Here is a 21,762-nt window from a genome sequence, read left to right on the forward strand (position 1 = left end):
GTACGGCGTACCTCGCCAGCCGCTACACCCTCAGTTGCGTTCTTCTTTGGCCAGGCAGGCTGCAGCGGTAAACAGAACGTCGGTGGACGAATTGAGCGCGGTCTCGGCCGAGTCCTGCAAAATACCGATGATGAAACCCACTGCCACTACTTGCATGGCAATCTCGCTCGGGATACCGAACAGGCTGCACGCCAGCGGGATCAACAGCAACGACCCTCCTGCCACACCCGATGCGCCACAGGCGCAGATAGCCGCCACCAGACTGAGCAATATGGCGGTAGGAATATCGACTGAAATCCCCAGTGTATGCACGGCCGCCAGACTCAACACCGTAATGGTGATGGCTGCGCCCGCCATGTTGATGGTGGCACCCAGCGGGATCGACACCGAGTAGGTGTCCTCATGCAGGCCCAGACGTTCGCTTAATGCCATGTTGACGGGAATGTTGGCGGCTGAGCTGCGGGTAAAGAATGCGGTGATACCGCTTTCACGCAGGCACAGAAACACCAGCGGGAATGGGTTGCGGCGCAACTTCCAGAACACGATTAGCGGGTTGACCACCAGCGCCACAAACAGCATGCAGCCAATCAAAACCACCAGCAGGTGCAGGTAGCCGAGCAGGGCGCCGAAGCCTGAGCTGGCGAGGGTCGATGCCACCAGACCAAAAATGCCCACGGGTGCAAAGCGGATGATGACGCGTACGATCAGGGTGATGCCGTTGGACAGGTCACTGAGCACGGTGCGTGTGGTGTCACCGGCATGGCGAATGGCAATGCCGATGCCGATTGCCCACGCCAGAATGCCAATAAAGTTGGCGTTCATCAGTGCGCTGACCGGGTTGTCGACCACACTCAACAGCAGGCTCTGCAGCACTTCACCAATCCCGCCCGGGGCGGAAATAGTCACGTTCTCAGTGGCCAGCACCAGATGCGACGGGAACATCATGCTGGCGATCACCGCCACAACGGCAGCGGCAAAGGTGCCGAACAGGTAGAGCACCAAAATGGGGCGGATATGGGTTTCCTGGCCGTGCTTGTGGTTGGCAATCGAGGCCATGACCAGCACAAACACCAGAATGGGTGCCACGGCCTTCAAAGCGCTGACGAACAGTTTGCCGATAAAAGCCACAGACAGAGCCGCTGCCGGTGCCAGCCAGGCCAGAACAATGCCGGCGATCAGGCCGATCACGATCTGGGTGACCAGACTGGTGCGTGACAGCTTTTGCAGGAGGGTAGGTGCAACATCACTCATAAGGGCATCTCTAGTTGTTTTGGATAGCGCATGGCAATACCTCAGGGAATCAGCAAAACGAGCAGGCTGATGCACGCAGATCTTGGGAAAACGTTTTGAGTAAAGCAGAGTCAGCGGACGAGGATAGTCGTGTGCGCTGAGCGCGTCAGTGTGACAACGTTCATGTTTGGGGGCGGACTTTAACATAGTGATGTAGGGGCATTCCTACAGCAGTCAATCTGTCACACCTGCCATCGATCTTCTTGTAGTGCATGTTCTTGCGTTGAATCATTCTGTTACTATTGCGCGTATCCATTCTTACCTTCGTCAGCGAGCCCCTTTCGGCATTCGCTGGCAGCGCCGTTTCTGGAGTTATTCATGCTGTTGCCCATCCTGCTGCTGTCTGCGGCCGGTTTCACCGTGCTCACCACCGAGTTCATCATCGTCGGCCTGTTGCCGGCGATTGCCCGCGACCTGGAGGTCAGCGTGCCCCAGGCGGGTTTGCTGGTTACATTGTTTGCTTTTACGGTGGCGGCATTGGGGCCGTTTCTCACAGCGTACTTCGCCCGCTTCCCGCGCAAGCGTCTGTTCATCGCGATTTTGCTGATGTTTGCTTTCGCCAATACCGTGGCCGCACTGGCCCCGAATATTTGGGTCATGGCCTTCGCGCGGTTACTGCCGGCACTGGGTTTGCCGGTGTTCTGGGCCTTGGCCAGCGAAACGGCGGTGGATATCGTAGGCCCCGAGTATGCGGGGCGTGCGATTGCCAAAATCGGTTTTGGCATTGTCTGTGCGACGGTCTTTGGTATCCCGGTGGGCACCTTGATTTCTGATGCGTGGGGTTGGCGCAGTGCGTTCGGCATTCTGGCCGTGGTCGCGCTGGCCAAAGCACTGCTTTTGTGGATGTATTTGCCCGCCACTCAGGTGGTCAAAGCGCACGTTACCCTGCGCTCACAGTTCGGCATGTTGCGCAGTCCGCTGATGATTGGCCATATCGTGCTGTCAGTGTTGGTATTCAGCGGCATGTTTACCGCTTACACCTATCTGGCGGACATTCTTGAGCGGCTGGCGGGTTTCGACGGCAATGTGGTGGGCTGGTGCTTGATGGGCTTTGGTGCGGTCGGCCTGATCGGCAACTCGCTGGGCGGGCGCATGGTCGACCGTCACCCGCTGATCGCTTCGATGGTGTTTTGCGCTTTCCTGATCGGCGGAATGGTCGCGCTGGTACCGAGTATTCATTCAACGCTGGGGCTGGCGGCCGCGATGGCCGTGTGGGGGATCACCCAGTCAGCCCTATTTCTGGTCAGCCATGTGCGCCTGATGAAAGTCGCACCGCATGCGCCTGCTTTTGCGGCGTCGCTTAACATTGCCGGGGCCAACTTTGGTATTGGCCTGGGCGCGATGGTGGGCGGGCGCGTGATCGACAGCTACGGCTTGGGCAATCTGGGCTTCGCCGCTGCGGGGTTCATCCTGGTGTCGATTGTGCTCGCGTTGTGGCTGATGACGGCAAAACCCCACGCCGCCGCCTGCGCTTAATCCGTAAAAAGCTCGCGCCGGGCACCTTCGGTAATCGCAATGATGCCGGGGTGCCTGATTTTACGCTCTACGGTGATGGCATAAAACGACTCGGTCACCGCGTCGGTCTGACCGATCAGTTCAACGTTGAACTGGCGCATGACCTCTTCAGCGATCACGCTGGGGGCAATAAAGACTCCGATCCCTGAATGCCCAAATGCCTGCATCAAGGCGCTGTCATCGAACTCGCCGACAATACGCGGCTGGATCTTTTGTTCAGCCAGCCAGCGCAAAAGGCGGCTGCGCAGCACGGTTTCCGGGCCGGGGATCAGCAGGGGAGCGCCTTGCAGGCTGAGGGGGAAGTTCGGCGTATATAAAGCTGCCAGCGCCGCAGTGGCAAAAAAGCTGATGCCGCACTCGCCGAGCTTTTGGCTCAGGCCTTTTATATCGAGGTGAGAAGGCATCGGGCTGTCGGAAATAACCAGGTCCAAACGTTGGATCGCCAAGTCTCCCAGTAGCCTGTCGAGCTTGTCTTCGCGGCAGGTAATACGAATGGGCTCATCCAGCGCCATGGTCGGTGCAATCAAGCGATAGACAATCGATTTGGGCACCACGTCAGCCACGCCGACCCGAAACAGAATCTGCTGCTCCTTGGGTGCCATGCGCAGCATGGTTTCCAGTTCGCTACCGAGCTGGAAGATCTGCTCGGCGTATGGCAGCACCTGACGCCCGGTTTCAGTCAGTTCAAGTTGACGTCCGACCCGACGAAACAGCGGCAGACCGTAGGTCTCTTCCAGCAAGCTGATTTGCCCGCTGATGGTTTGCGGCGTGAGGTTCAATTGTTCGCAGGCGCGGACAATGCTGCCGGTCTTGGCAACAACCCAAAAATAATGAAGTTGACGGTAATTGAGCATCGGGCGGACAACACTTCGTAAAAAACGAAGTATAGCGCCTGAAAATACGAATTTTCCTGAACTGTTTGCCTCTCTAGAATCGCGCGTTATTAGCGAGCCACTCTAGTGGCCGCCGTTTTGAAGAGGAAACCCCCATGAACATTAAAAATACAGGTGTCGCGGCCCTGCTGGTTGCTGGCTTATTGCTGATCAGTGGTTGTGATCAGGCTGAAAAAGCGGCGCAACAGATGCTGAGCAAAACCGCAGAAACGGCCAAACAGGCCATTGATGATACCCACAAGGCTGCGGAACAGGCGTTGAGCGACGCAACGGGCGGGTTGATCGAAAAAAAGCAGCCTGAGCCAGAAAGCCAAGAAACCTCGAACGCCATTTAACCTGTTGCACTCCAGAGTCAGAACACACCTATGGACTATCTTTTACAGCTGGCGGCGAACCCCGCCGCCTGGGTCGCGCTGGCCACGTTGATCGTGATGGAAATCGTGCTGGGCATCGATAACCTGATCTTTATCTCGATCCTGACCAACAAGTTGCCCGAGCAATACCGTACCAAAGCCCGCCGAATCGGTATCGGTATGGCGCTGATTCTACGGTTGGGCCTGCTGGGCACCATTGCCTACATCGTGCAGCTCACCGCGCCCGTCTTTGAAGTGATGGGCAAGGCCTTCTCGTGGAAGGACATGATTTTGATAGCCGGTGGTTTGTTCCTGGTCTGGAAAGCCACCAGTGAAATTCATCACAGCATGACGCCGCAATCGGAAGAAAAAACCGAGAGTGTGTCGTCAAAAGTGACGCTTGGATTTGCGGCGGCGATTGGTCAGATACTGATGCTGGATTTGGTGTTCTCCATCGACAGTATTATTACCGCGGTGGGTATGACCGAGCACTTGCCCATCATGGTGATTGCAGTGGTCGTGGCGGTGCTGGTGATGTTGCTGGCCTCCGAGCCCTTGGCCAAGTTCATCAATGACAACCCGACCGTGGTGATGCTGGCCCTGGCTTTCTTGATCATGATTGGCATGACGCTGATCGCTGAAGGTTTTGGTGCCCACGTCCCTAAAGGGTATGTGTATGCGGCGATGGCGTTCTCTGCGACGGTCGAAACGCTGAACATACTGGCCCGTCGGGTACGTGAAAAACGTCAGGCTGCTGTGACGACCCCCTTGTAGCCGCTGACGAGGAACGAAGGCTGCGATCGGTTTGGTGCCCTCACACAGGCCCGCGTGGTTTAAGGGGGCCCCAAAATCACGCGGTCGCGATAAAGATCCGTAGCAGTTGACGAGCTCCGCGAAGCTACGTCCGGCATCAGAGCAGTCGTTAATCCAGCTGTCGGATCTAGCGTAATGTAGGGACCTGTGCACTGCTCTCAGAAGACGGCATTTTTAATGCGCGTTGATCGGGCTGGCGGGCGCTTTTTCAAGGCTGACTTTCGGTTTTGGCTGCACCTGCGGGTGATGATGGCGGCTGATGCGCATTAAACCCCACAGCATCGCGCCGGCAACGCTTAACCAGCCGCAGATCAGCAAAAAAATGGTTAATGTCGGGCTCATCAGTGCCTCCTTCGCCCCCAATGGGCACACACATTAAGCAAGAGACAGTCTAGCTTGGGTGGTGTTGCAGTCTATTGACCAAAGGTCGTGCTGCACCAACTGATTTGCTCTATGGCGTCATAATCTCTGCCCTATAAGGCTATACCTCACCCGTTGGCCGTCCTATGATCTGCAGCCATGCCGGATCGCAGGTCTGGCGCTTATTCAAAGCGAGGGAACATGCAGGCAGTGACGGGATTGAGATCGGTGCGACTTTGGCTGGCGTCATTAATTGCGTTGGTTATGGTGGGATGCGCCAGTGTCGAGCCGCCAGGCATTCGCCATTTGCCTGAAAGGGTCGAGCTCAACGGCGTGCCCTTTTACCGGGGCAATGCTCATCAGAGCGGCCCGCACGTGTTAGCCAGCATGCTCGGCGAACAGCGGATCAGCGTCACCCCTGGCCTGTTGGTCAAGCCCTTGAAGCTGCCGGACGCAGAGGCGTCTTTGCAAGGCAATATGGAGCAACTGGCCACTGGTTATGGGCTGGTGGTGTATCCACTGGACACCTCACTCGAAGCGCTGTTGACCCAAGTGGCAGCCGGTCATCCGGTCATGCTGCGTTTTAGCGACGGCACCGTGTGGTCCGAGCCGCGTTACGCGATGCTGGTGGGCTACAACCGCGCCAAGCAAACCGTGCTGCTGCGTGCAGGCATGGAGCGTCGGCGGTTGATGGACTTCAGTACATTCGAGTCCGCCTGGAAGGACGCAGGTGGGTGGGCGGTGCTGATTCTGTCGCCTGATCAGTTGCCGGCCCAGGTAGACAAAGCACGCTGGCTGAAGGCAGCCAACGATTTATCCCGTGCGGGTCAGGAACAGGCCGGTGCCAAAGCCATCAAAACGCTGACCAGCGCTGCACAATAACGAACCGGAGGCTGGCGCAACGTGCGCCAGCCCTTATTGCCTAGAAGCCGAACTTGTCTCTCAAGCTGTAGTACCACGCCCCCAGCGCTGTAAGCGGTGTGCGTAACAGTTGCCCGCCGGGGAAGGGGTAGTGCGGCAGGTCTGCAAAGGCATCAAACCGCTCAGCTTGTCCGCGCAGGGCTTCAGCCAACACCTTGCCGGCCAGGTGGGTGTAAGTCACCCCGTGACCGCTGCACCCTTGCGAGTAATAGATGTTGTCACCGATGCGGCCGACCTGAGGTAGCCGTGACAACGTCAGCAGGAAATTACCTGTCCACGCATAGTCAATTTTCACATCCTTGAGCTGCGGGAAGGCTTTAAGCATTTTCGGCCGGATGATTGCCTCGATATTGGCCGGGTCTCGTGCGCCATAGACCACGCCGCCACCGAAAATCAGGCGCTTGTCACCCGAGAGACGGTAGTAATCGAGCAAATAATTACAGTCCTCGACACAGTAATCTTGCGGTAACAGGCTATTGGCCACTGACTCGCTCAAGGGCTCGGTCGTGATCACTTGAGTGCCGCAGGGCATGGACTTGGACGCCAGCTCAGGCACCAGATTGCCCAGATAGGCATTGCCCGCAACGATAATAAACTTGGCGCGCACCTTGCCGTGTGGCGTATGCACCACCGGGCTGGCACCGCGTTCGATACGCACCGCGGGCGACTGTTCATAAATCGTCCCGCCCAATGACTCGACCGCAGCGGCTTCACCCAGCGCCAGATTCAGCGGATGAATATGGCCGCCGCTCATGTCCAGCAGACCCCCTTGGTACTGATCGCAGGCCACCACTTCACGAATACGGCGCTGGTCCAGCAGTTCCAGCTGTGTATTGCCGTAACGCTCCCAGAGTTTTTTCTGCGCTTCGAGATGGCCCATCTGCTTGCTGGTAATCGCTGCGAAGACGCCGCCGTCTTTCAGATCGCACTGAATGTTGTAGGTGGCGACACGCTCGCGAATAATCCTGGCGCCTTCAAATGCCATCTGCCCAAGCAAGTGCGCCTGCTGAGCCCCTACCGTGCGCTCAATCACATCAATATCGCGGCTGTAACTGTTAACGATCTGACCGCCATTTCGACCCGAAGCGCCAAAGCCCACCTTGGCAGCTTCCAGCACCGTCACCTTGAAACCGCTCTCCAGCAAGAACAGCGCGCTAGAGAGGCCTGTGTAGCCTGCACCGATGACACAGACATCCGTTTCGATATCGTCCTGCAAAAAAGGGCGATCAGGGGCTGAATTAGCCGAGGCCGCGTAGTAAGACTGAGGGTAGGGGGTGTTCGACATTCTGCAGCCTCTGTTTTATATTTTTTACGAGTGAGGCCGATGCTACCTGAGAAGAAAACCAGCGGCTAGCCACTGTCCATTGAGGTTTTTTGCGCTTCAAACAAATAATTCGACTATTCATAGAGTTAGCTGCAAAAAAGGTGTTGACACCCCTCCGCAAATCTATAGAATGCGACCCCACAGCAGGCACGTAGCTCAGTTGGTTAGAGCACCACCTTGACATGGTGGGGGTCGTTGGTTCGAGTCCAATCGCGCCTACCAAACAAAATCCGCTCTGCTGGGCGGTCTAGAAGGGCTCACCGAAAGGTGGGCCCTTTTTTGTTGCCTGCGATTTGCAAAACTTTTGCAAAACTTTTGCAAAACCACCACCTCAGAACGCCAAATCAGCACCCACCTCCAGGTACTCGATACCTTTCTCTGTGTGCCCATCTTGATAGTGTTTGGTCATCTTCGCGTCTGCATGGCCATCAGCGCCTGAATGTATTCCTGCGGGAAATTCTGCTGCTCATATAGCCAAGCACCCAAAGCGCGGATTTCGTGAAAGGTGGGTCGTTCGGTGGCCGGACTATGGTCATACGCATGCGCCGCGTCCCGGGTCTTGCTGAACTCGTTGCTCAGATAATTCGGGGTGACTGAGGTCCAGTGATCCTTTGCGGCTATCTGCTCGCGCTTTCGCGCCTTGGGCCGGTAATGGATTAGATAGGGCGAAGCCACAGGAGAGCGCAAGCATTCGCTCACTACCTCTCGCAGGGCTTTGCCCATTTTGATCTGCAGGTGAATGGGGTTCTCATGGCCTTGTGTCTTGCCGGGTGAAACCTTGATTGTGTTGTTTTCAATATCGACCGAAGACTTAAGCCACGAAACGATATCGTCACGCCGCTGCAGGCCTGCTGACCAGCGTGCCCGACCTGCACCATCGCTACAACAAGAAATCCAGCCGCGACGTGTACGGCGGCATGTGGGCCGATTACACCGTGCTGATATTGCGGCACCAGAAGGTGCATTAACACATCAGCGCCCGCATAGCAGAAAAGGCGTAATACTTTTGGTTTAACTTCGTACAGTCGAATCGGAAAGCGCTGGCATCAATTCTCCAATCCCTCTCCATAGAATCGCCCGGTCATTCATCAGGTTGATAACCGTATGGCTAAAGAGCCTTGGAGCGATTACTGCTGTCCTGCCTGTTACGCCCGGGTATTGAAAGCCAGAGCCTGGGAGAAAGAGCTTAAAAGCAGAGAAGTGCCTTACACCCCTGCGCCGCCACGACCGCCACCCAAACCTGCGCCTCCTCCAAAACTTGAACCGCCGACCAATGGCTGTGTGTTTGCGAAGTCATGCACGCTGCCCAATGGGGTGATCGACCATAAAAATCCGAATGGTTTTGTACCCGTTGAAACATTGGCAGAGTACGGTGCGTATGCGGTATTGGACACAGTGGGGGCGATCACCACTGAAGGCACCGCGCTGGACTGGATCGGCGGCTCTGGAACTGCTGTTTCACTGGCCAGGCGTTTGGGTGGCAGCCTTGGCGCTAAGTACGACTGGTTCAGGAGTGGGTGTAGCTGCGCCTTTTATGGTCGGCGGTGTAGCGCTATTGATGCCCAATACCACTTCGGCAGACAGCGCCTTTTACAAATCAGAGCACTACGCCCAGCTCACCAAAGGCAATACGCAGGTTCGTATCAACCTTAAATATCTGGACGATGGAGCGGTCAGTGTTTACGGGTTCTACACAGGCAATCAACCGGACTGGAGACAAGTTCCGGTTGTAGCTGCGACCCCCTGCGGTGAGCAACTGGTTGTAGATGTCGGTAACGGTTTGGAAATTATTTGGACTCCAGCCGTCGACACGAATGAAGTACTGGGTATTCCTGCGTTAGAGACGGCGTCACTAAAGCCTGGTGCATGGGTATTTCCGGCGACCGAGCAAGCTGACAGGATTCTGGAGAATCCAGAGCATCCACCGGAATATCAGGATTTTATAATCTGGTTTCCGACTCACCCGCAGATAGCTCCGGTCTATCTTTCACTGAACCTGCGCTATGCACCGGGTGTGGTATCAGGAACGGGCGAGGATCTTTGGGGGGGTGTGGCTTGATCATGCCAGCAGCGGCATGGGTGCACCTCTTCCTACGGCAGTGGTGGATGTGCTTAGGGGCAGGACATACAGCAGGTTTGATTCATTCAGGCGTGCGTTTTGGAGGGAGGTTTCGAGGGTGCCTGAACTTGCAGATCAACTTGTAGAGAGTAACCTTAAAAACACACAGAAAGGGAGCGCACCAATACCCCTAATGGCAGAGTGGTCAGGTAAAAGATCTCGCTTTGAACTACATCACCTCATACGGATAGTCGATGGTGGAGGGGTTTACGATGTAGACAACTTGCGCATCAATACTCCAAAGAATCACATCAAGTTGCACGAAGGAAAATAAATATGGAACTTAAAGGATCGCTCTCAGATTACACCGAGTTTGAGTTCAAGAGGTTAGCTCAAGAAATAATTGATGTTAATGGTTCTGAGCAATATCAAAATGAACTGTTATATCACTTCAACATGCTGGCTGGAGATGCTGGTGGAACAGATCTGATTTTCTACCCTAAGAAAGGTGCTGACTGCTCAGCAGAAGGCATTATCAAAACCGTTAGTGAATGGTGCGAAGCCAACGGTTTGCCCGGTTTTAAACCACGATTCTGAAAATCAACCTACCCTATATTTCCCCCGCCAATCCTACAGTGCTGCTTGTTCAAGTTGATTTTAGACTTAGACAGGCAACGCTGTGGTCAATAGAAAAGCTAATCACATGATCAATGCATTTAGTTTTCTGCCGTACCTGAGGAGGGTATCACGTAAGACTTCATTCAGGAGATTGAATGTGGAAGTTAAAAAGTCGCTGGGCGATTACACTGAGTTTGATTTTAAAAAACTTGTCCAAGAATTAAAAGACAACCTTGGCACTGATCATTATCAGGATGAACTGATCACACAGTTTGATTCTCTTGTAGGAGAACTTGGTGGGACAGACTTGATTTATTACCCTAAACCCGGAGCCGATACATCGGCGCAAGGAGTTACAGAAACAGTCAAGAAGTGGTGCGAAGCCAACGGTTTGCCCGGTTTTAAACCACGATTCTAAGAATCTACCTATCCAATAATCCCCCCCGCAAATCCTTCAGTGCTGCTTGTTCAAGTTGATTTTAGACTTGGACAGGCAACGCTGCGGTCAATAGAAAAGCTAATCACATGATCAATGCATTTAGTTTTCTGCCTGTACCTGAGGAGGGTTAATGCCAGCTCGAACAGTATTCATCGGCTGCCAGCCCTTAGTCGTTCAGATCATTCTGTACGGTGTGTTGGGCGCCCGTTTTGGTCGTGAACACCGGCTGGCAGTGCATTCCTGTGCCGAAGCCATTCATGCACAGTGCGTCTCGATCCCCGGCTTTAAACGCTTCCTGCGCCTGTCGGATGAACGCGGCCTGACCTTTGCTGTGTTCCGGGGCAAACAGAACCTGTCCGTGGATGAAATGGACATGCGCTCAGGACGCGCCGAACCGATCCGCATCGCGCCCTCGTTATGGGCCGTAAAGCCGGACTGTTTCAAACCATCGCCGGCACTAAAGCCTGGTGCATGGGTATTTCCGGCGACCGAGCAAGCTGACAGGATTCTGGATAATCCAGAGCATCCACCGGAATATCAGGATTTTATCATCTGGTTTCCGACCCACCCGCAGATAGCTCCGATCTATCTTTCACTGAACCTGCGCTATGCACCGGGGGGGGGTATCAGGAACGGGCGAGGATCTTTGGGGAGTGTGGCTTGATCATGCCAGCAGCGGCATGGGTGCACCTCTTCCTACGGCATTGGTCGATGTACTTAGGGGCAGGACGTACAGCAGGTTTGATTCATTTAGGCGTGCGTTTTGGAAGGAGGTTTCGAGGGCTCCTGAACTTGCAGATCAGTTCACTGTTCGCGTTCTTGAGAAGGCACAGAAAGGAAAGGCTCCAACGGTAAAATTTTCCGACAAAGCGGGAAAAAACATCGTTATGAGTTTCATAATTTAACGCGAATAGTCGATGGTGGGGGCGTTTATGACGTCGATAATATTCGTGTAAATACCCCTAAAAATCACATAGCGCTTCATGAGCAAGAGTAATCATGGAACTTAAAAAAGCGTTGAGCGACTACACTGAGCGTCAGTTCGAACAGTTTGTTCAGGAAATAATTGACGATATTGGTACCGATAACTATCAAGATGAATTGATGTCTCACTTTGATTTTCTTGTAGGTGATATAGGTGGGACAGATTTGATTTTTTATTCTAAGCCCGGTGCGGATGACTCAGCACAAGGCATCACAAAAACTATAAAAATCTGGTGCGAAGCCAACGGTTTACCCGGTTTTAAACCACGATTCTAAGAATTTACCTACCCTGTATTTCCCCCGCAAATCCTACAGTGCTGCTCGTACAAGTTGATTTTAGACTTGGACAAGCAACGCTGTGACCAATAGAAAAGCTAATCACATGATCAATGCATTTAGTTTTCTGCCTGTACCTGAGAAGGGTTAATACCAGCTCGAACAGTATTCATCGGCTGCCAGCCCTTAGTCGTTCAGATCATTCTGTACGGTGTGCTGGGCGCCCGCTTTGGCCGCGAACACCGGCTGGCGGTGCATTCCTGCGCCGAGGCTATTCATGCCCTGTGCGTCTCGATCCCCGGCTTCAAGCGCTTCCTGCGCCTGTCGGAAGAACGCGGCCTGACCTTTGCTGTGTTCCGGGGCAAACAGTACCTGTCCGTGGATGAAATGGACATGCGCTCAGGACGCGCCGAACCGATCCGCATCGCGCCCATCGTCATGGGCCGTAAAGCCGGACTGTTTCAAACCATCGCCGGCATTGCGCTGATCGTGGTGGGCGCTATCAACCAGCAGTACTACCTCGTCGCAGCGGGGGCGGGCTTGGCCATTGGCGGGGTGGCGACCCTGCTTTCGCCGTCACCCGCCGGGCTGTTGGGGCAAGAAGACTCAGGCAACAAAGCCTGTTACGGGCGCTGATCCTTGCTGAGCAGAACAAACGCTTTGCACTGGAGCAATGGCTGGCAGCCAGCGACAAAGCCCATTACCGAGTGCTCAGCGATGCAAAAACCAATCAAGCCCGTTGCGTGATCGCCTTGTTACTGCTGACCTGCGGTTGTCATTCCTACTCGATACCCCCGCCACACATGGTAGTGACGGAATGCAAACCGCCTCCGGCACCGGCTGCGTGGTTCATGGAGCCACCAGAGCCCAACTTGACCCAGCGCATGCTCAACGAATTATCGGAATCACCAGTAAAGCTGATCAAGGACTGATCGCTTTGAGTGCGTGCCAAGCTTATGCAAGGACAGTCAGCCAATGATGCAGCGCGCTTTCTGCCGTAAGATGGCAATATGCCCGCAGGCCGGGGAGGGCATATTATGAAAACAGTCTTATGGTCTTTGATGCTGATCTTGATTGCTGGATGCGCAAACCATCCACTGGATTGTGCAACTGGTTTAATTGCTTGGGATGACTGCCTTCCTGGAACTAAAGGTTATGAAATACGCCAGCAAAGCTTGAAGAATTTGTCTGAGGCCAAGGCTGAGAAAGATTATATGGATGATGCTAAATGCCGTTCATACGGTGCGACCCCGGGTAGTGATGCTTATGTGAACTGCCGTGTTCAGCTAGGGAAGTAAGTCGGAACGATCTTGGGAGTGAGCCAAACTAATAAGCGCTCTAGTCTCATCAAACTTCTGAGCGGTTTTATTTCACTGGATGAATTAGCTCTGGGCCTTGGTTTTTGACATTTCCCACGGCTTTACCCACCGGGTACCATTCAAAGTCTTCTGTAGGTTGGCTGAATTCCAGCGCCAACTCTTCAGCTCGTTCACGCTCAAGCGACTGATCAAGCCATTCGCGGGCATGCTCGGCTGCCAGAACCACGGGCCGTCGATCATGAATATCAACCATCCCTTGATCACTGGCAGCAGTGATAATCACGAAGCCATCACCCTCATGCGGCTCTAAGCCGGGGTGCACCTCGGCCAATGCCGCAAAGAACATGGGCGCTTGGCTCTTGAGGCGAATGAAGAACGGTTGTTTCTTTTTTGGGTCGTCAGGATCCTTGATCCACTCATACCAACCGTCAGCCATGACTAAAGCGCGGTTGTTTGGCCAAAGCTGTTTGAAGAACTTGCCGGTCGTGACAGTCTCGACTCGTGCATTGATCGGATCTGGTCTTTTGCCTTTGGCCCAGAAGGGCGCCCAGCCCCAACGCACTGGATCAATCCGTAAGTCGTCCTGTTGGTTATGGAGGATATCCACTCGAGTACTGGGCGCGACGTTGTAGCGGGCGATGGGTTGATTGTCATAACCGCTGACGACCAATCTGTCGGTGCCCAGCACCTTCAAATAATCCGCAACGCCCTGGTACTGTACAAATCTCCCGCACATTTTGATGACCTCTTGGCGACAGAGCACTGCTCGAAGCTTAGCCCGCATCAGCATCCCTTCGTCGAAATCTCTGACAGAAGAATTGACCGGAAATCTCCTACGCAGTTAACTGTATGCACATACAGTTAAACAAAAGGGAGTTCGAGCACGCTGATAGCTTGGAAGTCGTTTACAGAGCTTTCGAATTGGACCCCAGCGCCGCCAAAGAGGCTACAACGACTACGTTCGGTCGAATCGAGCATAAGTATGGAAAAAGCAGGGGCCAAGCGCAGGAAATGATCGACCATATCGTTGCAATGGGAGCGCGTGTCGATTTGGATATGCGTTATGACAGTGTTCGATACACCAATACCTTTGATGCTCACCGACTGACCAAATTCGCGTCCCGGCATGGTAAGGGTTTGGAGATGAACGAAAGGCTGTTTAACGCCTACTTTACCCAGAATCTTCCCCTTGCGGACCATGGTGTATTGATTGAGATTGCCGCTGAAATGGGACTGGATCGTGCCGAGACGCAAGCAATGCTGGCATCGGATAGCTTTGCAGAGGATGTTCGAGCGGATGAGCATCGCGCCCACGAGATGGGAATTAGATCTGTGCCACACATGGTAATTGATGGTCAGCACAATTTTGTGGGTGCACAGCCAAAGAGCAATCTACTCACGGCTATTAGAGAGATCTGGGCTGAACAGCAAGCCCGCGAACAGGTGTCTTCAGTAGACGGGATCGTGTGCGACATTGACGGTTGTCGACCCCCCTCATCCTGATACTGTTGGGGTGGCCGTCCACTGAACGTTTTTCTAAAAATAAAAGGTGAGTTGTTAGATCCTCAGATCGGAAGAAGGGCAAACCACGGCCTCCTTAGATTTACCGGTCTGACTGCAAATCTGCCTCTGGCCGGCAGTTGTGATACCCCAGAGTTTGAGCCTGGCTACTGTATGAAAATACAACCCTAAATTATTGATTTATATAGACTGATTCAGCGATTTCAGATAGTGATCGAATCGAAAAAAAACCTATATAAATCATATGCTTAGCGACCGCAAATGATCGCCTTGACATCGTGGAGGTCGTTGGTTCGAGTCCAATCGCGCCTACCAAACAAAATCCGCTCTGCTGGGCGGTATTGAAGGGCTCACCGATAGGCGGGCCCTTTTTTGTTGCTGGGTGGAACACATTTGGTTTACCACCCTGAACCTGGCGTCGATACCTCGACGCAAGGAGTGACTGCAACAGTCAAGAAGTGGGGCGAATCCACAGGCTTGCCCGGTTTCAAATCACAGATTTAAATATTTCCAAAGCCAACGCTTTCCCATTAATCCCACTTCGTTGCGTGCTCAAATTTTTTCAAACTTGGGCAAGCAACCCCGTGGGCGGAAGTAAACGATTTTCAGAGGTGCAACGGTGCCAACGGGCTACGGCCCAGTACAAGGTCGGCGCCCTTGTCGCCGATGACCACGGTGGTGGCATTGGTGTTGCCACAGATCAGGTTGGGCATGACGGACGCGTCGATCACGCGCAAGCCTTCAATCCCGCGAACACGCAGGTCTGGCGTGCAGACGGCCATAGGGTCGTCGGCGCGGCCCATGCGGCAGGTGCCCACCGGGTGGTAAGCGGTTGTAAGCAACGGTTGCATCCAGGTCAGCCACTGCTCGTCGCTTTGTACCTGAGGGCCGGGTCTTACTTCGGCATCAATGATGCTTGCCATCGCCGGCTGTTGCGCCATGTCTCGTAGCCAGCGAAACGACCAGAGCAGTGCGCTGCGATCCCGAGCGTCGTGCAGGTAGTTCATGGTGATTGCCGGGTGCTGGTTCATGTCACGGCTTTTGAGCCGGACGTGGCCGCGTGAGAAGGGGCGGCCTTGCAAGGGGCCCAGGGTCATGCCGTCGAAGGTGTCAGGCTGTGGTGGCTTTTTGCTGTCAGTGTCGGGTTCTCCGGTCATGGGCAGTCCGAACACTTGAATATCGTTATAGGCCAGGTCGGGGGTGCTTTTGAGGTAGCAGCCAAATTGCGCGGGCGCACTCATCATGGGGCCCGTTCTGCGGGTCAGGTACTGAAATACCGATGCGGCCAGGTGAAGGCCGCGAAAGGTATGGTTCATGCCTCGCACGCCTGCTTTGAGCTTCCAGCACAGAGGGGCGCTGACGTGGTCTTGGAGGTTTTCACCCACGCCGGGCAAATCCGCGATGACTTCAATGCCCAGTGCTTCCAGCTGTGAAGCGGGGCCGATGCCCGACACCATCAACAATTGGGGGGACTGTAACGCTCCGGCGCACAGCAGCACTTCGCGGCTCGCCTTGACCTGCTGCAGGCTGCCGTCGGGCAGGGTGTATTCCACGCCAGTGGCGCGGCGGCCCTCAAACACAATGCGTTGCACCATCGCCCGGGTCACCAGCTTTAAATTGGCGCGGCGCAAGGCGGGTTCGATGGCGTTGCTGGCAATGGAGGAGCGTCGACCCTCGCGTAAATTGACTTGAAAGAAGCCCGCGCCTTGGGCTTTGCCGTCGTTGAAGTCGTTTACCGGTTGCAGGCCTGCTTGTACTGCCGCTGCAAGCATGGCGTGTGATACCGGGTGCACGTGCGGCGGATCGCTGGCCGCCAGCGGGCCGCCTTGTCCATGCCAGGCGTTGCGGATGTGCTGTTGATCTTCGGTGCGCACAAAATGGGGCAGCAGTTCTGGCCAGCTCCAGCCAGTGGCGCCTGCGGTCACCCAGTCTTCGTAATCCTGCGCGTGCCCGCGGATATAGATCATGCCGTTGATGGACGAAGAGCCGCCGACCACTTTGCCTCTGGGCATCATCATGCGGCGCCCGCCCGCGTATTTTTCCGGTTCGGTGGTGTGCATCCAGGAAAACGTTGGGCTGTAGGTCATCGCTCCCCATCCCGCGGGCATATTGACTAGAAAGCGCTTATGACTGCCGCCTGCTTCCAGCACCAGTATGCGGTAGCGTCCGTCTTCGCTCAGGCGTGCGGCCAAAGTGCCTCCCGCCGAGCCGGAGCCCACCACGATGTAGTCAAAGGTGTCGGTCAACGGTAATTCCCTTGCGTGTGTTGAGAGGCGGGCCTGTGTGAGCGAGGCGCGAATCTTTTGATCCTTTCACAGGTGCCGGCTCGCGACTTACCTCGTACGGACTATTTGGGCTTGAGCAAGGGTGAAGGGCGAAGGAGGAAGGTAATAGGCGGACACACGAAAGCCCGCATGCAGAATCGTTGAAGATTCAAGTGCGGGTCTTGGGGGATGCGAGGATGTTTCTGGAAAATGGCAGGGGCGGCTGGATTTGAACCAACGCATGGCAGGATCAAAACCTGCTGCCTTACCGCTTGGCGACGCCCCTGTATCTGTTGCAGTGAGTGCTGGCACTCGAGTGACATGTTGCGCTCTTGAGAAGGCTTGTTTGGCTCTCTCTAAGAGTGGGCGGCAATTTACCAACGTTTTACGATTCTGCAAAGCTTTTTTTGAAAAAAATCTCATAAAAACAGCTGCTTAGTCTAAATGCCCGGGTATTGAAGTCCATTTCCCCGAAAAGGACGCTTGCTGTCGTGAAAATTAGGATGTAAATTTTCATGAAATTTATCGGTAGTAATTTCATGCGTTTGCTCAAGTGTCTTTCATTTGCCCAGAAATCCCCCGGGAGCCGTCATGAGCGAGCATGAGGAAATAGCTGCGCTGGCGATCCTTATCCACGACTTGCGTAAACACAAGAAATTCACGCTCAAGCAGTTGGCAGACAAAATGGGCCGGTCGGTGGGGTTCTTGTCGCAAGTTGAGCGTGGTTTGTCGCAGCCGACGGTGGCTGACCTGACGGCTATCAGTGAAACCCTGGGTGTGCCAACCACCTATTTTTATCGCCAGCCAAAGCCTAAACAGTTGCCTTGGGTGACGCGCCCCGATGAGCGCCGCACGCTGTTTTTCGCCAACGGCATTACTGACATTTTGGTGTCGCCGAAAATGGGCGCCGCGTTCTCCATGCTCGAAAGCATTCTGCAAGCTGGAGCCAACAGTGGTGAGCGACCGATGACGGACAGTTCGGAGCAGGGCGGTTACGTCATCGAGGGTCAACTAACGCTGTGGCTGGACGAGGGGGACCCGGTCACGTTGAACATCGGGGACAGTTTTCAATTTGACAGTCATACCCGCTGCCGTTACGCCAATCTGACCGAGCATGTGACACGCGTGCTTTGGGTTTACACCTGACAGGAAGAAACAACCATGATGGATGCTGCGTGCTCTGATCTGCTGGCCGAGGTGCGTGCTTTTCGCCAGCATTACCCCGATGTTCGTTATGTCGACCTTATTTGCCTGGATATTCCGGGGCATTTTTACGGCAAGCGTTACCCGGTGGACATGCTCGAAAAAGTGGCTGCGGGCAGCGTTCTCAAGCTGCCGCAGAATTGCGTGCTGCTGGGCACGCAGGGCGGGTTGTTCAATATTGGCGATTACTGTTTTAACGATGGTGACCCCGACGCGGTTCGGCGTCTGGTGCCCGGCACGCTCAAACCGGTGACGTGGGAGGCGCAGCCCTTGGGCCAGATGCTGATTACCTCCGACGGCACCGAAAAACCTATTGAGTTTGAGCCGCGCGAGGTGTTGGCCCGAGTGCTTGATCGGTTGGCGAGTAAAGGCATTCACCCGGTGGTGGCGTTCGAGCTTGAGTTCTATCTGTTCGATAAACAGTTGCGTGATGGCTTGCCACAGTTCCCGCGAGACGCTCTGACCGGAGACGCCGACGATCAGCCCAACATGCACATCGAACGGTTGTCGCGCTTTTCACCGGTGCTCGATGACATGGTGAGCGCGGCGCGGGCTCAAGGTGTTGATGCCACTGTGATCACGGCCGAGTTGGGGCCGGGTCAGTTTGAAATCAATTTCGGACATCTCGACGATGGTTTACGTGCCGCAGATTGGGCGGCGCTGTTTTGCCGCAGCACGCGGGGCGTTGCTCTCAAGCACGGTTTACGCGCCAGTTTCATGGCCAAGCCTTATATGCAGTATCCGGGTAGTGGCATGCATGTTCATGTCAGTCTGTACGACAAGGCGGGCAACAACCTGTTGGCGTCAGATCAGCATCGTCCCCTGCGCCATGCAGTCGCGGGGTGCCTGCAACTGCTGCCCGCGTGCATGCCGATATTCGCGCCTAATCTGAATGCCTTGCGCCGTTTTGGTGGTAACACCAATGTCGCCAATCAGGCCAGTTGGGGCTATGAAGATCGCGATGCCTGCCTGCGGATTCCAGAGTCGGATGACAAAAACCTGCGCATCGAGCACCGTCTGGCAGGCGCCGATGCCAATCCTTATCTGGTGCTGGCAGCGATTTTGGTGGGGCTTGAACAGGGCCTGGCGGCAGGCCAGGAGCCAATTGCCTCACTCAATGAGGATCGCAGCAGCGGCATTGTCTTTCCCCTTGAAATGCTCGAAGGGGTGCGCGCCATGCAAGGCCAGCCGGCGTTGCGAGAAGGCTTGGGTGCAGAGTTTGTCGAGGTGTACTGCGAGAACAAGCGACAGGATCATCTGGCGTTCATGCAGGACATCAGTGTCAGGGAATATCGTTGGTTTTTGTGAGATTGGTCTGAATATTTATATGCATTTTTCAGGCAGCCTTGAATTTCTGCGCTACGCTTCGAAAATTGGCCCTCTTATACGTTGTGAGAGGTCGAACTGGCCTTAGTGATGAGCGTGCAATGCGAAATTTACCGCAAGCCCCCTGTAGTCAAAGGCGTCTGCTGCTGAAGCTGGCCATCTCAGCGCCGGTTCTGGCGCTTTTGGGGCCTTTGGCCGGCTGCTCGCCCAAGCCGGAATTTCGATCGACATTCCTCCAGCTCTGGAAAAGCCATCTGGATCTGCCCCCCGAAGAGTGGCGCCAGCGCATGGCGTTCCTCAAGGAAGTCGGATGTTCCGAATTGGTCTTGCAATGGGTTGGCCAGACCGGCTCCGGGGTTGAAGGTGGCGACTGGATGCTGTCTGACGCCAGCATGCGGGCCCTGCTGGATGCGTGTGCAGAATATGGCTTGCACGTGCGCATAGGCCTGCCTTATGACAATGGCTGGTGGGCGGCCATGGCCTCAGGCGATGAGCAGGCGCTGCCGACCTGGTTCAATAACTCGCTCCAGGCCGCCAGTGCTTACATGCGCGACTCGCCGTGGCCCATGCATCCGCAATTCAGCGGTTGGTACATTCCCTATGAGATCGAGCAATACAGCTGGGTCAGCCCGGCGCGCCAGGAGTTGCTGGGCAACTGGTTGATGGCACTGTCGCAGGTCTCGCAAAAGGCCTGTCAGGGTGTGCCGTCCATTTCTACGTACTTCAGCGTGTTGGAAACCGAGGGCTCCTTGTTGCAACTATGGCATTCCCTGCTCAAGCGCACCAAATTGCGCGTCATGGTGCAGGACGGGGTAGGCGTGGCAGGCTGGGACAACCTCGACGGGGTGAATCCGCTGATCGCTTATTTGCGTGAGCAGCACGTGCCGTTTGATGTGATTGTCGAGTTGTTCGAGCAATTACCTTCCGAGCGCAGCAAATTCTCCGAATTTACAGCGCGTTCGGCCGATTATTCTCGGGTCAAGCGTCAGTTTGCGTGGGCCAAGGGCACCGGGGCACAGAGCATCGTGGCTTTTGCTATCGAGCCTTGGGTGACGGCAGATGATGAGTACGCCAAGGCCCTGAAGGACAAGCTGCTCAACGGCTGGTTCTGAGCCTTGCGTGCGGCCCGGACTGACGGGCCACACGCCTGATGTTTACAACGAGCGGCCAATAATTTCGCGCATGATTTCGCTGCTTCCTCCCAGAATTCGCAGCGCCCGTGCATCTGCCCAGGCACGGCCAATGCCGTACTCGGCGCTGTAGCCGTAGCCGCCATGCAGCTGCAACAGGTCATCGAGAATCTGGCCCTGAATCTCGGTCGCGTTGAGCTTGGCCATTGCGGCCGTCACCGGATCGAGGGTGCCTTGTATCAATTGCAGTGCGCAGTCATCGAGAAACACGCGCAGCATGGTCAGGCGCGATTTGGCGTCGGACAGCACAAAGCGATTGTTCTGGTAGTCAATCACCCGCTTACCGAACACTTTGCGCTCACGGGTGTAGCGCTTCGTCTCTTCGAGCATGCCTTCGGCCGATGCCGCTGCGCGCAAGGCGATGGCCAGGCGTTCGCGGGCCATTTCATGGCCCATGTATTCGAAACCGGCATTAAGTTCGCCCAGCAGGCAGTCTGCCGGTACGCGCACCTGATCGAAGAACAGTTCACAGGTGTCTTGCGCATGCTGGCCAATCTTGAGCATGGCCGGGCCTTTGCTGAAACCGGCCAGGCCTTCTTCCACGCAAAAGAACGACAACCCGCGGGCACCCAAGTCGGGATCGGTGCTGGCGAGCACAATCACCAGCCCTGCATTGACGCCATTGGTGATCCAGGTTTTTTGCCCACTGATGATGAATTCATCGCCGTCGCGAATGGCGCGGGTGCGAATGGCCTTGACGTCGCTGCCGGCGTCGGGCTCGGTCATGGCGATAGCGCCGATCACCTCGCCTCGGGCCATGGAAGGGAGCCAGCGGTCTTTCTGGGCCTGGGTGCCGAGTCGCTCCAGATAAGGCGCGACCATGTCTGAATGGATCGAGAAGCCGATACCCAGACAATTGGCTCGCGCCAGCTCTTCTATCACAACCACAGCGTGGCCAAAGTCACCGCCTGCACCGTAAGGCTCGGGCAGTGAACAGTTGAGCAAGCCGTGTTCGCCTGCTTCTTGCCAGAGCGAGCGCGGAGTGATTCCGTCTTTTTCCCATTGTTGGTAACGCGGCAAGATGCGCTCACTGATAAAGCGTTGAACCTGCTCGCGAAACATTAAATGGTCGTCGCGAAAAATCGTGCGCATCG

Annotated in this window: 25 protein-coding genes, 2 tRNA genes and 2 pseudogenes; 20 read left to right on the forward strand and 9 right to left on the reverse strand. The window is 55.2% G+C overall.

Translation table 11 applies throughout. From position 1 onward, the window contains the following. Positions 1 to 30 precede the first annotated feature (30 nt). Positions 31 to 1,251: a serine/threonine transporter SstT gene (gene sstT, locus EQV93_RS15950; RefSeq protein ID WP_122785610.1), complete on the reverse strand. Its 1,221-nt coding sequence runs from the start codon at positions 1,249 to 1,251 to the stop codon at positions 31 to 33. Positions 1,252 to 1,608: 357 nt separating this feature from the next. Here sstT and EQV93_RS15955 point away from each other — a divergent pair, with 357 nt between their 5' ends. Further along, the gene (locus EQV93_RS15955) at positions 1,609 to 2,766 is read left to right on the forward strand and encodes an MFS transporter (RefSeq protein WP_146386560.1); all 1,158 of its coding nucleotides are present in this window, start codon (positions 1,609 to 1,611) and stop codon (positions 2,764 to 2,766) included. On the opposite strand, the gene nhaR is transcribed toward EQV93_RS15955, so the two are convergent. After that, positions 2,763 to 3,659, reverse strand: coding sequence for a transcriptional activator NhaR (nhaR, locus tag EQV93_RS15960; protein WP_122785608.1), 897 nt, complete (start codon positions 3,657 to 3,659; stop codon positions 2,763 to 2,765). The genes EQV93_RS15955 and nhaR overlap by 4 nt on opposite strands. Positions 3,660 to 3,793: 134 nt before the next feature. On the opposite strand from nhaR, the gene EQV93_RS15965 reads away from it, so the two are divergent. Together EQV93_RS15965 and EQV93_RS15970 are read left to right on the forward strand one after the other, a co-directional pair. Further along, on the forward strand, positions 3,794 to 4,033 hold the full coding sequence (locus EQV93_RS15965) for a hypothetical protein (RefSeq protein ID WP_146424416.1): 240 nt from the start codon (positions 3,794 to 3,796) through the stop codon (positions 4,031 to 4,033). A 30-nt stretch (positions 4,034 to 4,063) separates the two neighbouring features. Then, positions 4,064 to 4,825 (forward strand): TerC family protein, encoded by a 762-nt coding sequence (locus EQV93_RS15970; RefSeq protein ID WP_240891897.1) that lies wholly within the window; start codon positions 4,064 to 4,066, stop codon positions 4,823 to 4,825. 213 nt (positions 4,826 to 5,038) lie between these two features. Here the strand turns inward: EQV93_RS15970 and EQV93_RS15975 are convergent, their stop codons facing one another. Then, positions 5,039 to 5,206: a hypothetical protein gene (locus EQV93_RS15975; protein WP_167654283.1), complete on the reverse strand. Its 168-nt coding sequence runs from the start codon at positions 5,204 to 5,206 to the stop codon at positions 5,039 to 5,041. A 219-nt stretch (positions 5,207 to 5,425) separates the two neighbouring features. On the opposite strand from EQV93_RS15975, the gene EQV93_RS15980 reads away from it, so the two are divergent. After that, positions 5,426 to 6,106 carry a peptidase C39 family protein gene (locus tag EQV93_RS15980; protein ID WP_240891898.1) on the forward strand — a complete coding sequence of 227 codons (681 nt, stop codon included), beginning with the start codon at positions 5,426 to 5,428 and terminating at the stop codon, positions 6,104 to 6,106. Positions 6,107 to 6,146: 40 nt separating this feature from the next. Here EQV93_RS15980 and EQV93_RS15985 read toward each other — a convergent pair whose 3' ends face one another. Continuing rightward, entirely contained in the window at positions 6,147 to 7,430 is a 1,284-nt protein-coding gene (locus tag EQV93_RS15985) for an NAD(P)/FAD-dependent oxidoreductase (RefSeq protein WP_240891899.1), read from the reverse strand. 184 nt (positions 7,431 to 7,614) lie between these two features. Between EQV93_RS15985 and EQV93_RS15990 the strand changes: the two genes are divergently transcribed. Continuing rightward, positions 7,615 to 7,691: transfer RNA gene (locus EQV93_RS15990), tRNA-Val, on the forward strand. A gap of 183 nt (positions 7,692 to 7,874) precedes the next feature. Here EQV93_RS15990 and EQV93_RS22470 read toward each other — a convergent pair. After that, positions 7,875 to 8,414, reverse strand: a complete 540-nt coding sequence (locus EQV93_RS22470; RefSeq protein ID WP_336247128.1) for a tyrosine-type recombinase/integrase — start codon at positions 8,412 to 8,414, stop codon at positions 7,875 to 7,877. A gap of 613 nt (positions 8,415 to 9,027) precedes the next feature. On the opposite strand from EQV93_RS22470, the gene EQV93_RS16000 reads away from it, so the two are divergent. The 10 genes and pseudogenes from EQV93_RS16000 to EQV93_RS16035 all read left to right on the forward strand — a co-directional run bounded on the left by EQV93_RS16000 (position 9,028) and on the right by EQV93_RS16035 (position 13,143). After that, positions 9,028 to 9,528: an S-type pyocin domain-containing protein gene (locus tag EQV93_RS16000; protein WP_240891901.1), complete on the forward strand. Its 501-nt coding sequence runs from the start codon at positions 9,028 to 9,030 to the stop codon at positions 9,526 to 9,528. A gap of 16 nt (positions 9,529 to 9,544) precedes the next feature. Next, a complete protein-coding gene (locus EQV93_RS22540; protein WP_442968901.1) occupies positions 9,545 to 9,862 on the forward strand; it encodes an HNH endonuclease signature motif containing protein in 318 nt (105 codons plus the stop codon). A 2-nt stretch (positions 9,863 to 9,864) separates the two neighbouring features. Next, complete coding sequence (locus EQV93_RS16005; protein ID WP_146387052.1) at positions 9,865 to 10,125, forward strand: bacteriocin immunity protein; 261 nt, start codon at positions 9,865 to 9,867, stop codon at positions 10,123 to 10,125. A gap of 178 nt (positions 10,126 to 10,303) precedes the next feature. Continuing rightward, entirely contained in the window at positions 10,304 to 10,564 is a 261-nt protein-coding gene (locus tag EQV93_RS16010) for a bacteriocin immunity protein (RefSeq protein WP_240891902.1), read from the forward strand. 151 nt (positions 10,565 to 10,715) lie between these two features. Beyond that, positions 10,716 to 11,249 (forward strand): S-type pyocin domain-containing protein, encoded by a 534-nt coding sequence (locus EQV93_RS16015; RefSeq protein WP_240891903.1) that lies wholly within the window; start codon positions 10,716 to 10,718, stop codon positions 11,247 to 11,249. Next, a pseudogene (locus EQV93_RS22545) lies at positions 11,194 to 11,582 on the forward strand (hypothetical protein). The gene EQV93_RS16015 and the pseudogene EQV93_RS22545 overlap by 56 nt, the downstream one beginning before the upstream one ends. A 2-nt stretch (positions 11,583 to 11,584) precedes the next feature. Continuing rightward, entirely contained in the window at positions 11,585 to 11,845 is a 261-nt protein-coding gene (locus EQV93_RS16020; RefSeq protein WP_146387048.1) for a bacteriocin immunity protein, read from the forward strand. Between the two features lie 204 nt (positions 11,846 to 12,049). After that, a complete protein-coding gene (locus EQV93_RS16025) occupies positions 12,050 to 12,481 on the forward strand; it encodes a tail assembly protein (RefSeq protein WP_272492674.1) in 432 nt (143 codons plus the stop codon). Beyond that, positions 12,475 to 12,824, forward strand: a pseudogene (locus EQV93_RS16030) (lysis protein); the annotation flags it as partial. The gene EQV93_RS16025 and the pseudogene EQV93_RS16030, both read left to right, overlap by 7 nt. 58 nt (positions 12,825 to 12,882) lie before the next feature. Next, on the forward strand, positions 12,883 to 13,143 hold the full coding sequence (locus EQV93_RS16035; RefSeq protein ID WP_167654291.1) for a hypothetical protein: 261 nt from the start codon (positions 12,883 to 12,885) through the stop codon (positions 13,141 to 13,143). Between the two features lie 67 nt (positions 13,144 to 13,210). Here the strand turns inward: EQV93_RS16035 and EQV93_RS16040 are convergent, their stop codons facing one another. Then, on the reverse strand, positions 13,211 to 13,900 hold the full coding sequence (locus tag EQV93_RS16040; RefSeq protein WP_240891905.1) for an SOS response-associated peptidase family protein: 690 nt from the start codon (positions 13,898 to 13,900) through the stop codon (positions 13,211 to 13,213). Positions 13,901 to 14,013: 113 nt separating this feature from the next. Between EQV93_RS16040 and EQV93_RS16045 the strand changes: the two genes are divergently transcribed. Both EQV93_RS16045 and EQV93_RS16050 read left to right on the forward strand, forming a co-directional pair. Then, positions 14,014 to 14,667, forward strand: a complete 654-nt coding sequence (locus tag EQV93_RS16045) for a DsbA family oxidoreductase (RefSeq protein WP_240891906.1) — start codon at positions 14,014 to 14,016, stop codon at positions 14,665 to 14,667. A 411-nt stretch (positions 14,668 to 15,078) separates the two neighbouring features. Further along, positions 15,079 to 15,189 carry a bacteriocin immunity protein gene (locus EQV93_RS16050; protein ID WP_240891907.1) on the forward strand — a complete coding sequence of 37 codons (111 nt, stop codon included), beginning with the start codon at positions 15,079 to 15,081 and terminating at the stop codon, positions 15,187 to 15,189. 101 nt (positions 15,190 to 15,290) lie between these two features. Here EQV93_RS16050 and EQV93_RS16055 read toward each other — a convergent pair whose 3' ends face one another. Further along, positions 15,291 to 16,931, reverse strand: a complete 1,641-nt coding sequence (locus EQV93_RS16055) for a GMC family oxidoreductase (RefSeq protein ID WP_240891908.1) — start codon at positions 16,929 to 16,931, stop codon at positions 15,291 to 15,293. 229 nt (positions 16,932 to 17,160) lie between these two features. Next, positions 17,161 to 17,235: transfer RNA gene (locus EQV93_RS16060), tRNA-Gln, on the reverse strand. Between the two features lie 305 nt (positions 17,236 to 17,540). On the opposite strand from EQV93_RS16060, the gene EQV93_RS16065 reads away from it, so the two are divergent. The 3 genes from EQV93_RS16065 (at position 17,541) to EQV93_RS16075 (ending at position 20,590) form a co-directional block, all read left to right on the forward strand. After that, positions 17,541 to 18,095, forward strand: coding sequence for a helix-turn-helix domain-containing protein (locus EQV93_RS16065; protein ID WP_146387071.1), 555 nt, complete (start codon positions 17,541 to 17,543; stop codon positions 18,093 to 18,095). Between the two features lie 18 nt (positions 18,096 to 18,113). Then, positions 18,114 to 19,460, forward strand: a complete 1,347-nt coding sequence (locus EQV93_RS16070; RefSeq protein ID WP_240891963.1) for a glutamine synthetase family protein — start codon at positions 18,114 to 18,116, stop codon at positions 19,458 to 19,460. A gap of 119 nt (positions 19,461 to 19,579) precedes the next feature. Beyond that, the gene (locus tag EQV93_RS16075; protein WP_122786124.1) at positions 19,580 to 20,590 is read left to right on the forward strand and encodes a DUF4434 domain-containing protein; all 1,011 of its coding nucleotides are present in this window, start codon (positions 19,580 to 19,582) and stop codon (positions 20,588 to 20,590) included. Between the two features lie 42 nt (positions 20,591 to 20,632). On the opposite strand, the gene EQV93_RS16080 is transcribed toward EQV93_RS16075, so the two are convergent. Next, the gene (locus EQV93_RS16080; RefSeq protein ID WP_146387073.1) at positions 20,633 to 21,760 is read right to left on the reverse strand and encodes an acyl-CoA dehydrogenase family protein; all 1,128 of its coding nucleotides are present in this window, start codon (positions 21,758 to 21,760) and stop codon (positions 20,633 to 20,635) included. Positions 21,761 to 21,762 lie beyond the last annotated feature (2 nt).

Source organism: Pseudomonas sp. TMW22091 (assembly GCF_022496705.1).
GTDB lineage: Bacteria > Pseudomonadota > Gammaproteobacteria > Pseudomonadales > Pseudomonadaceae > Aquipseudomonas > Aquipseudomonas saxonica.

Excerpts from the sequence above, each read along its gene's own strand:
- EQV93_RS15985 (WP_240891899.1), bottom strand. The coding sequence starts at position 7,430 with ATGTCGAACACCCCCTACCCTCAGTCTTACTACGCGGCCTCGGCTAAT.
- EQV93_RS15980 (WP_240891898.1), top strand. The coding sequence starts at position 5,426 with ATGCAGGCAGTGACGGGATTGAGATCGGTGCGACTTTGGCTGGCGTCA.
- sstT (WP_122785610.1), bottom strand. The coding sequence starts at position 1,251 with ATGAGTGATGTTGCACCTACCCTCCTGCAAAAGCTGTCACGCACCAGT.
- EQV93_RS16015 (WP_240891903.1), top strand. The coding sequence starts at position 10,716 with ATGCCAGCTCGAACAGTATTCATCGGCTGCCAGCCCTTAGTCGTTCAG.
- EQV93_RS15970 (WP_240891897.1), top strand. The coding sequence starts at position 4,064 with ATGGACTATCTTTTACAGCTGGCGGCGAACCCCGCCGCCTGGGTCGCG.
- EQV93_RS16070 (WP_240891963.1), top strand. The coding sequence starts at position 18,114 with ATGGATGCTGCGTGCTCTGATCTGCTGGCCGAGGTGCGTGCTTTTCGC.
- EQV93_RS15975 (WP_167654283.1), bottom strand. The coding sequence starts at position 5,206 with ATGAGCCCGACATTAACCATTTTTTTGCTGATCTGCGGCTGGTTAAGC.
- EQV93_RS15965 (WP_146424416.1), top strand. The coding sequence starts at position 3,794 with ATGAACATTAAAAATACAGGTGTCGCGGCCCTGCTGGTTGCTGGCTTA.
- EQV93_RS16065 (WP_146387071.1), top strand. The coding sequence starts at position 17,541 with ATGAGCGAGCATGAGGAAATAGCTGCGCTGGCGATCCTTATCCACGAC.
- EQV93_RS15955 (WP_146386560.1), top strand. The coding sequence starts at position 1,609 with ATGCTGTTGCCCATCCTGCTGCTGTCTGCGGCCGGTTTCACCGTGCTC.
- EQV93_RS16040 (WP_240891905.1), bottom strand. The coding sequence starts at position 13,900 with ATGTGCGGGAGATTTGTACAGTACCAGGGCGTTGCGGATTATTTGAAG.
- nhaR (WP_122785608.1), bottom strand. The coding sequence starts at position 3,659 with ATGCTCAATTACCGTCAACTTCATTATTTTTGGGTTGTTGCCAAGACC.
- EQV93_RS16005 (WP_146387052.1), top strand. The coding sequence starts at position 9,865 with ATGGAACTTAAAGGATCGCTCTCAGATTACACCGAGTTTGAGTTCAAG.
- EQV93_RS16080 (WP_146387073.1), bottom strand. The coding sequence starts at position 21,760 with ATGCGCACGATTTTTCGCGACGACCATTTAATGTTTCGCGAGCAGGTT.
- EQV93_RS16075 (WP_122786124.1), top strand. The coding sequence starts at position 19,580 with ATGCGAAATTTACCGCAAGCCCCCTGTAGTCAAAGGCGTCTGCTGCTG.
- EQV93_RS22540 (WP_442968901.1), top strand. The coding sequence starts at position 9,545 with ATGGGTGCACCTCTTCCTACGGCAGTGGTGGATGTGCTTAGGGGCAGG.
- EQV93_RS16020 (WP_146387048.1), top strand. The coding sequence starts at position 11,585 with ATGGAACTTAAAAAAGCGTTGAGCGACTACACTGAGCGTCAGTTCGAA.
- EQV93_RS16000 (WP_240891901.1), top strand. The coding sequence starts at position 9,028 with ATGCCCAATACCACTTCGGCAGACAGCGCCTTTTACAAATCAGAGCAC.
- EQV93_RS16035 (WP_167654291.1), top strand. The coding sequence starts at position 12,883 with ATGAAAACAGTCTTATGGTCTTTGATGCTGATCTTGATTGCTGGATGC.
- EQV93_RS16045 (WP_240891906.1), top strand. The coding sequence starts at position 14,014 with ATGCACATACAGTTAAACAAAAGGGAGTTCGAGCACGCTGATAGCTTG.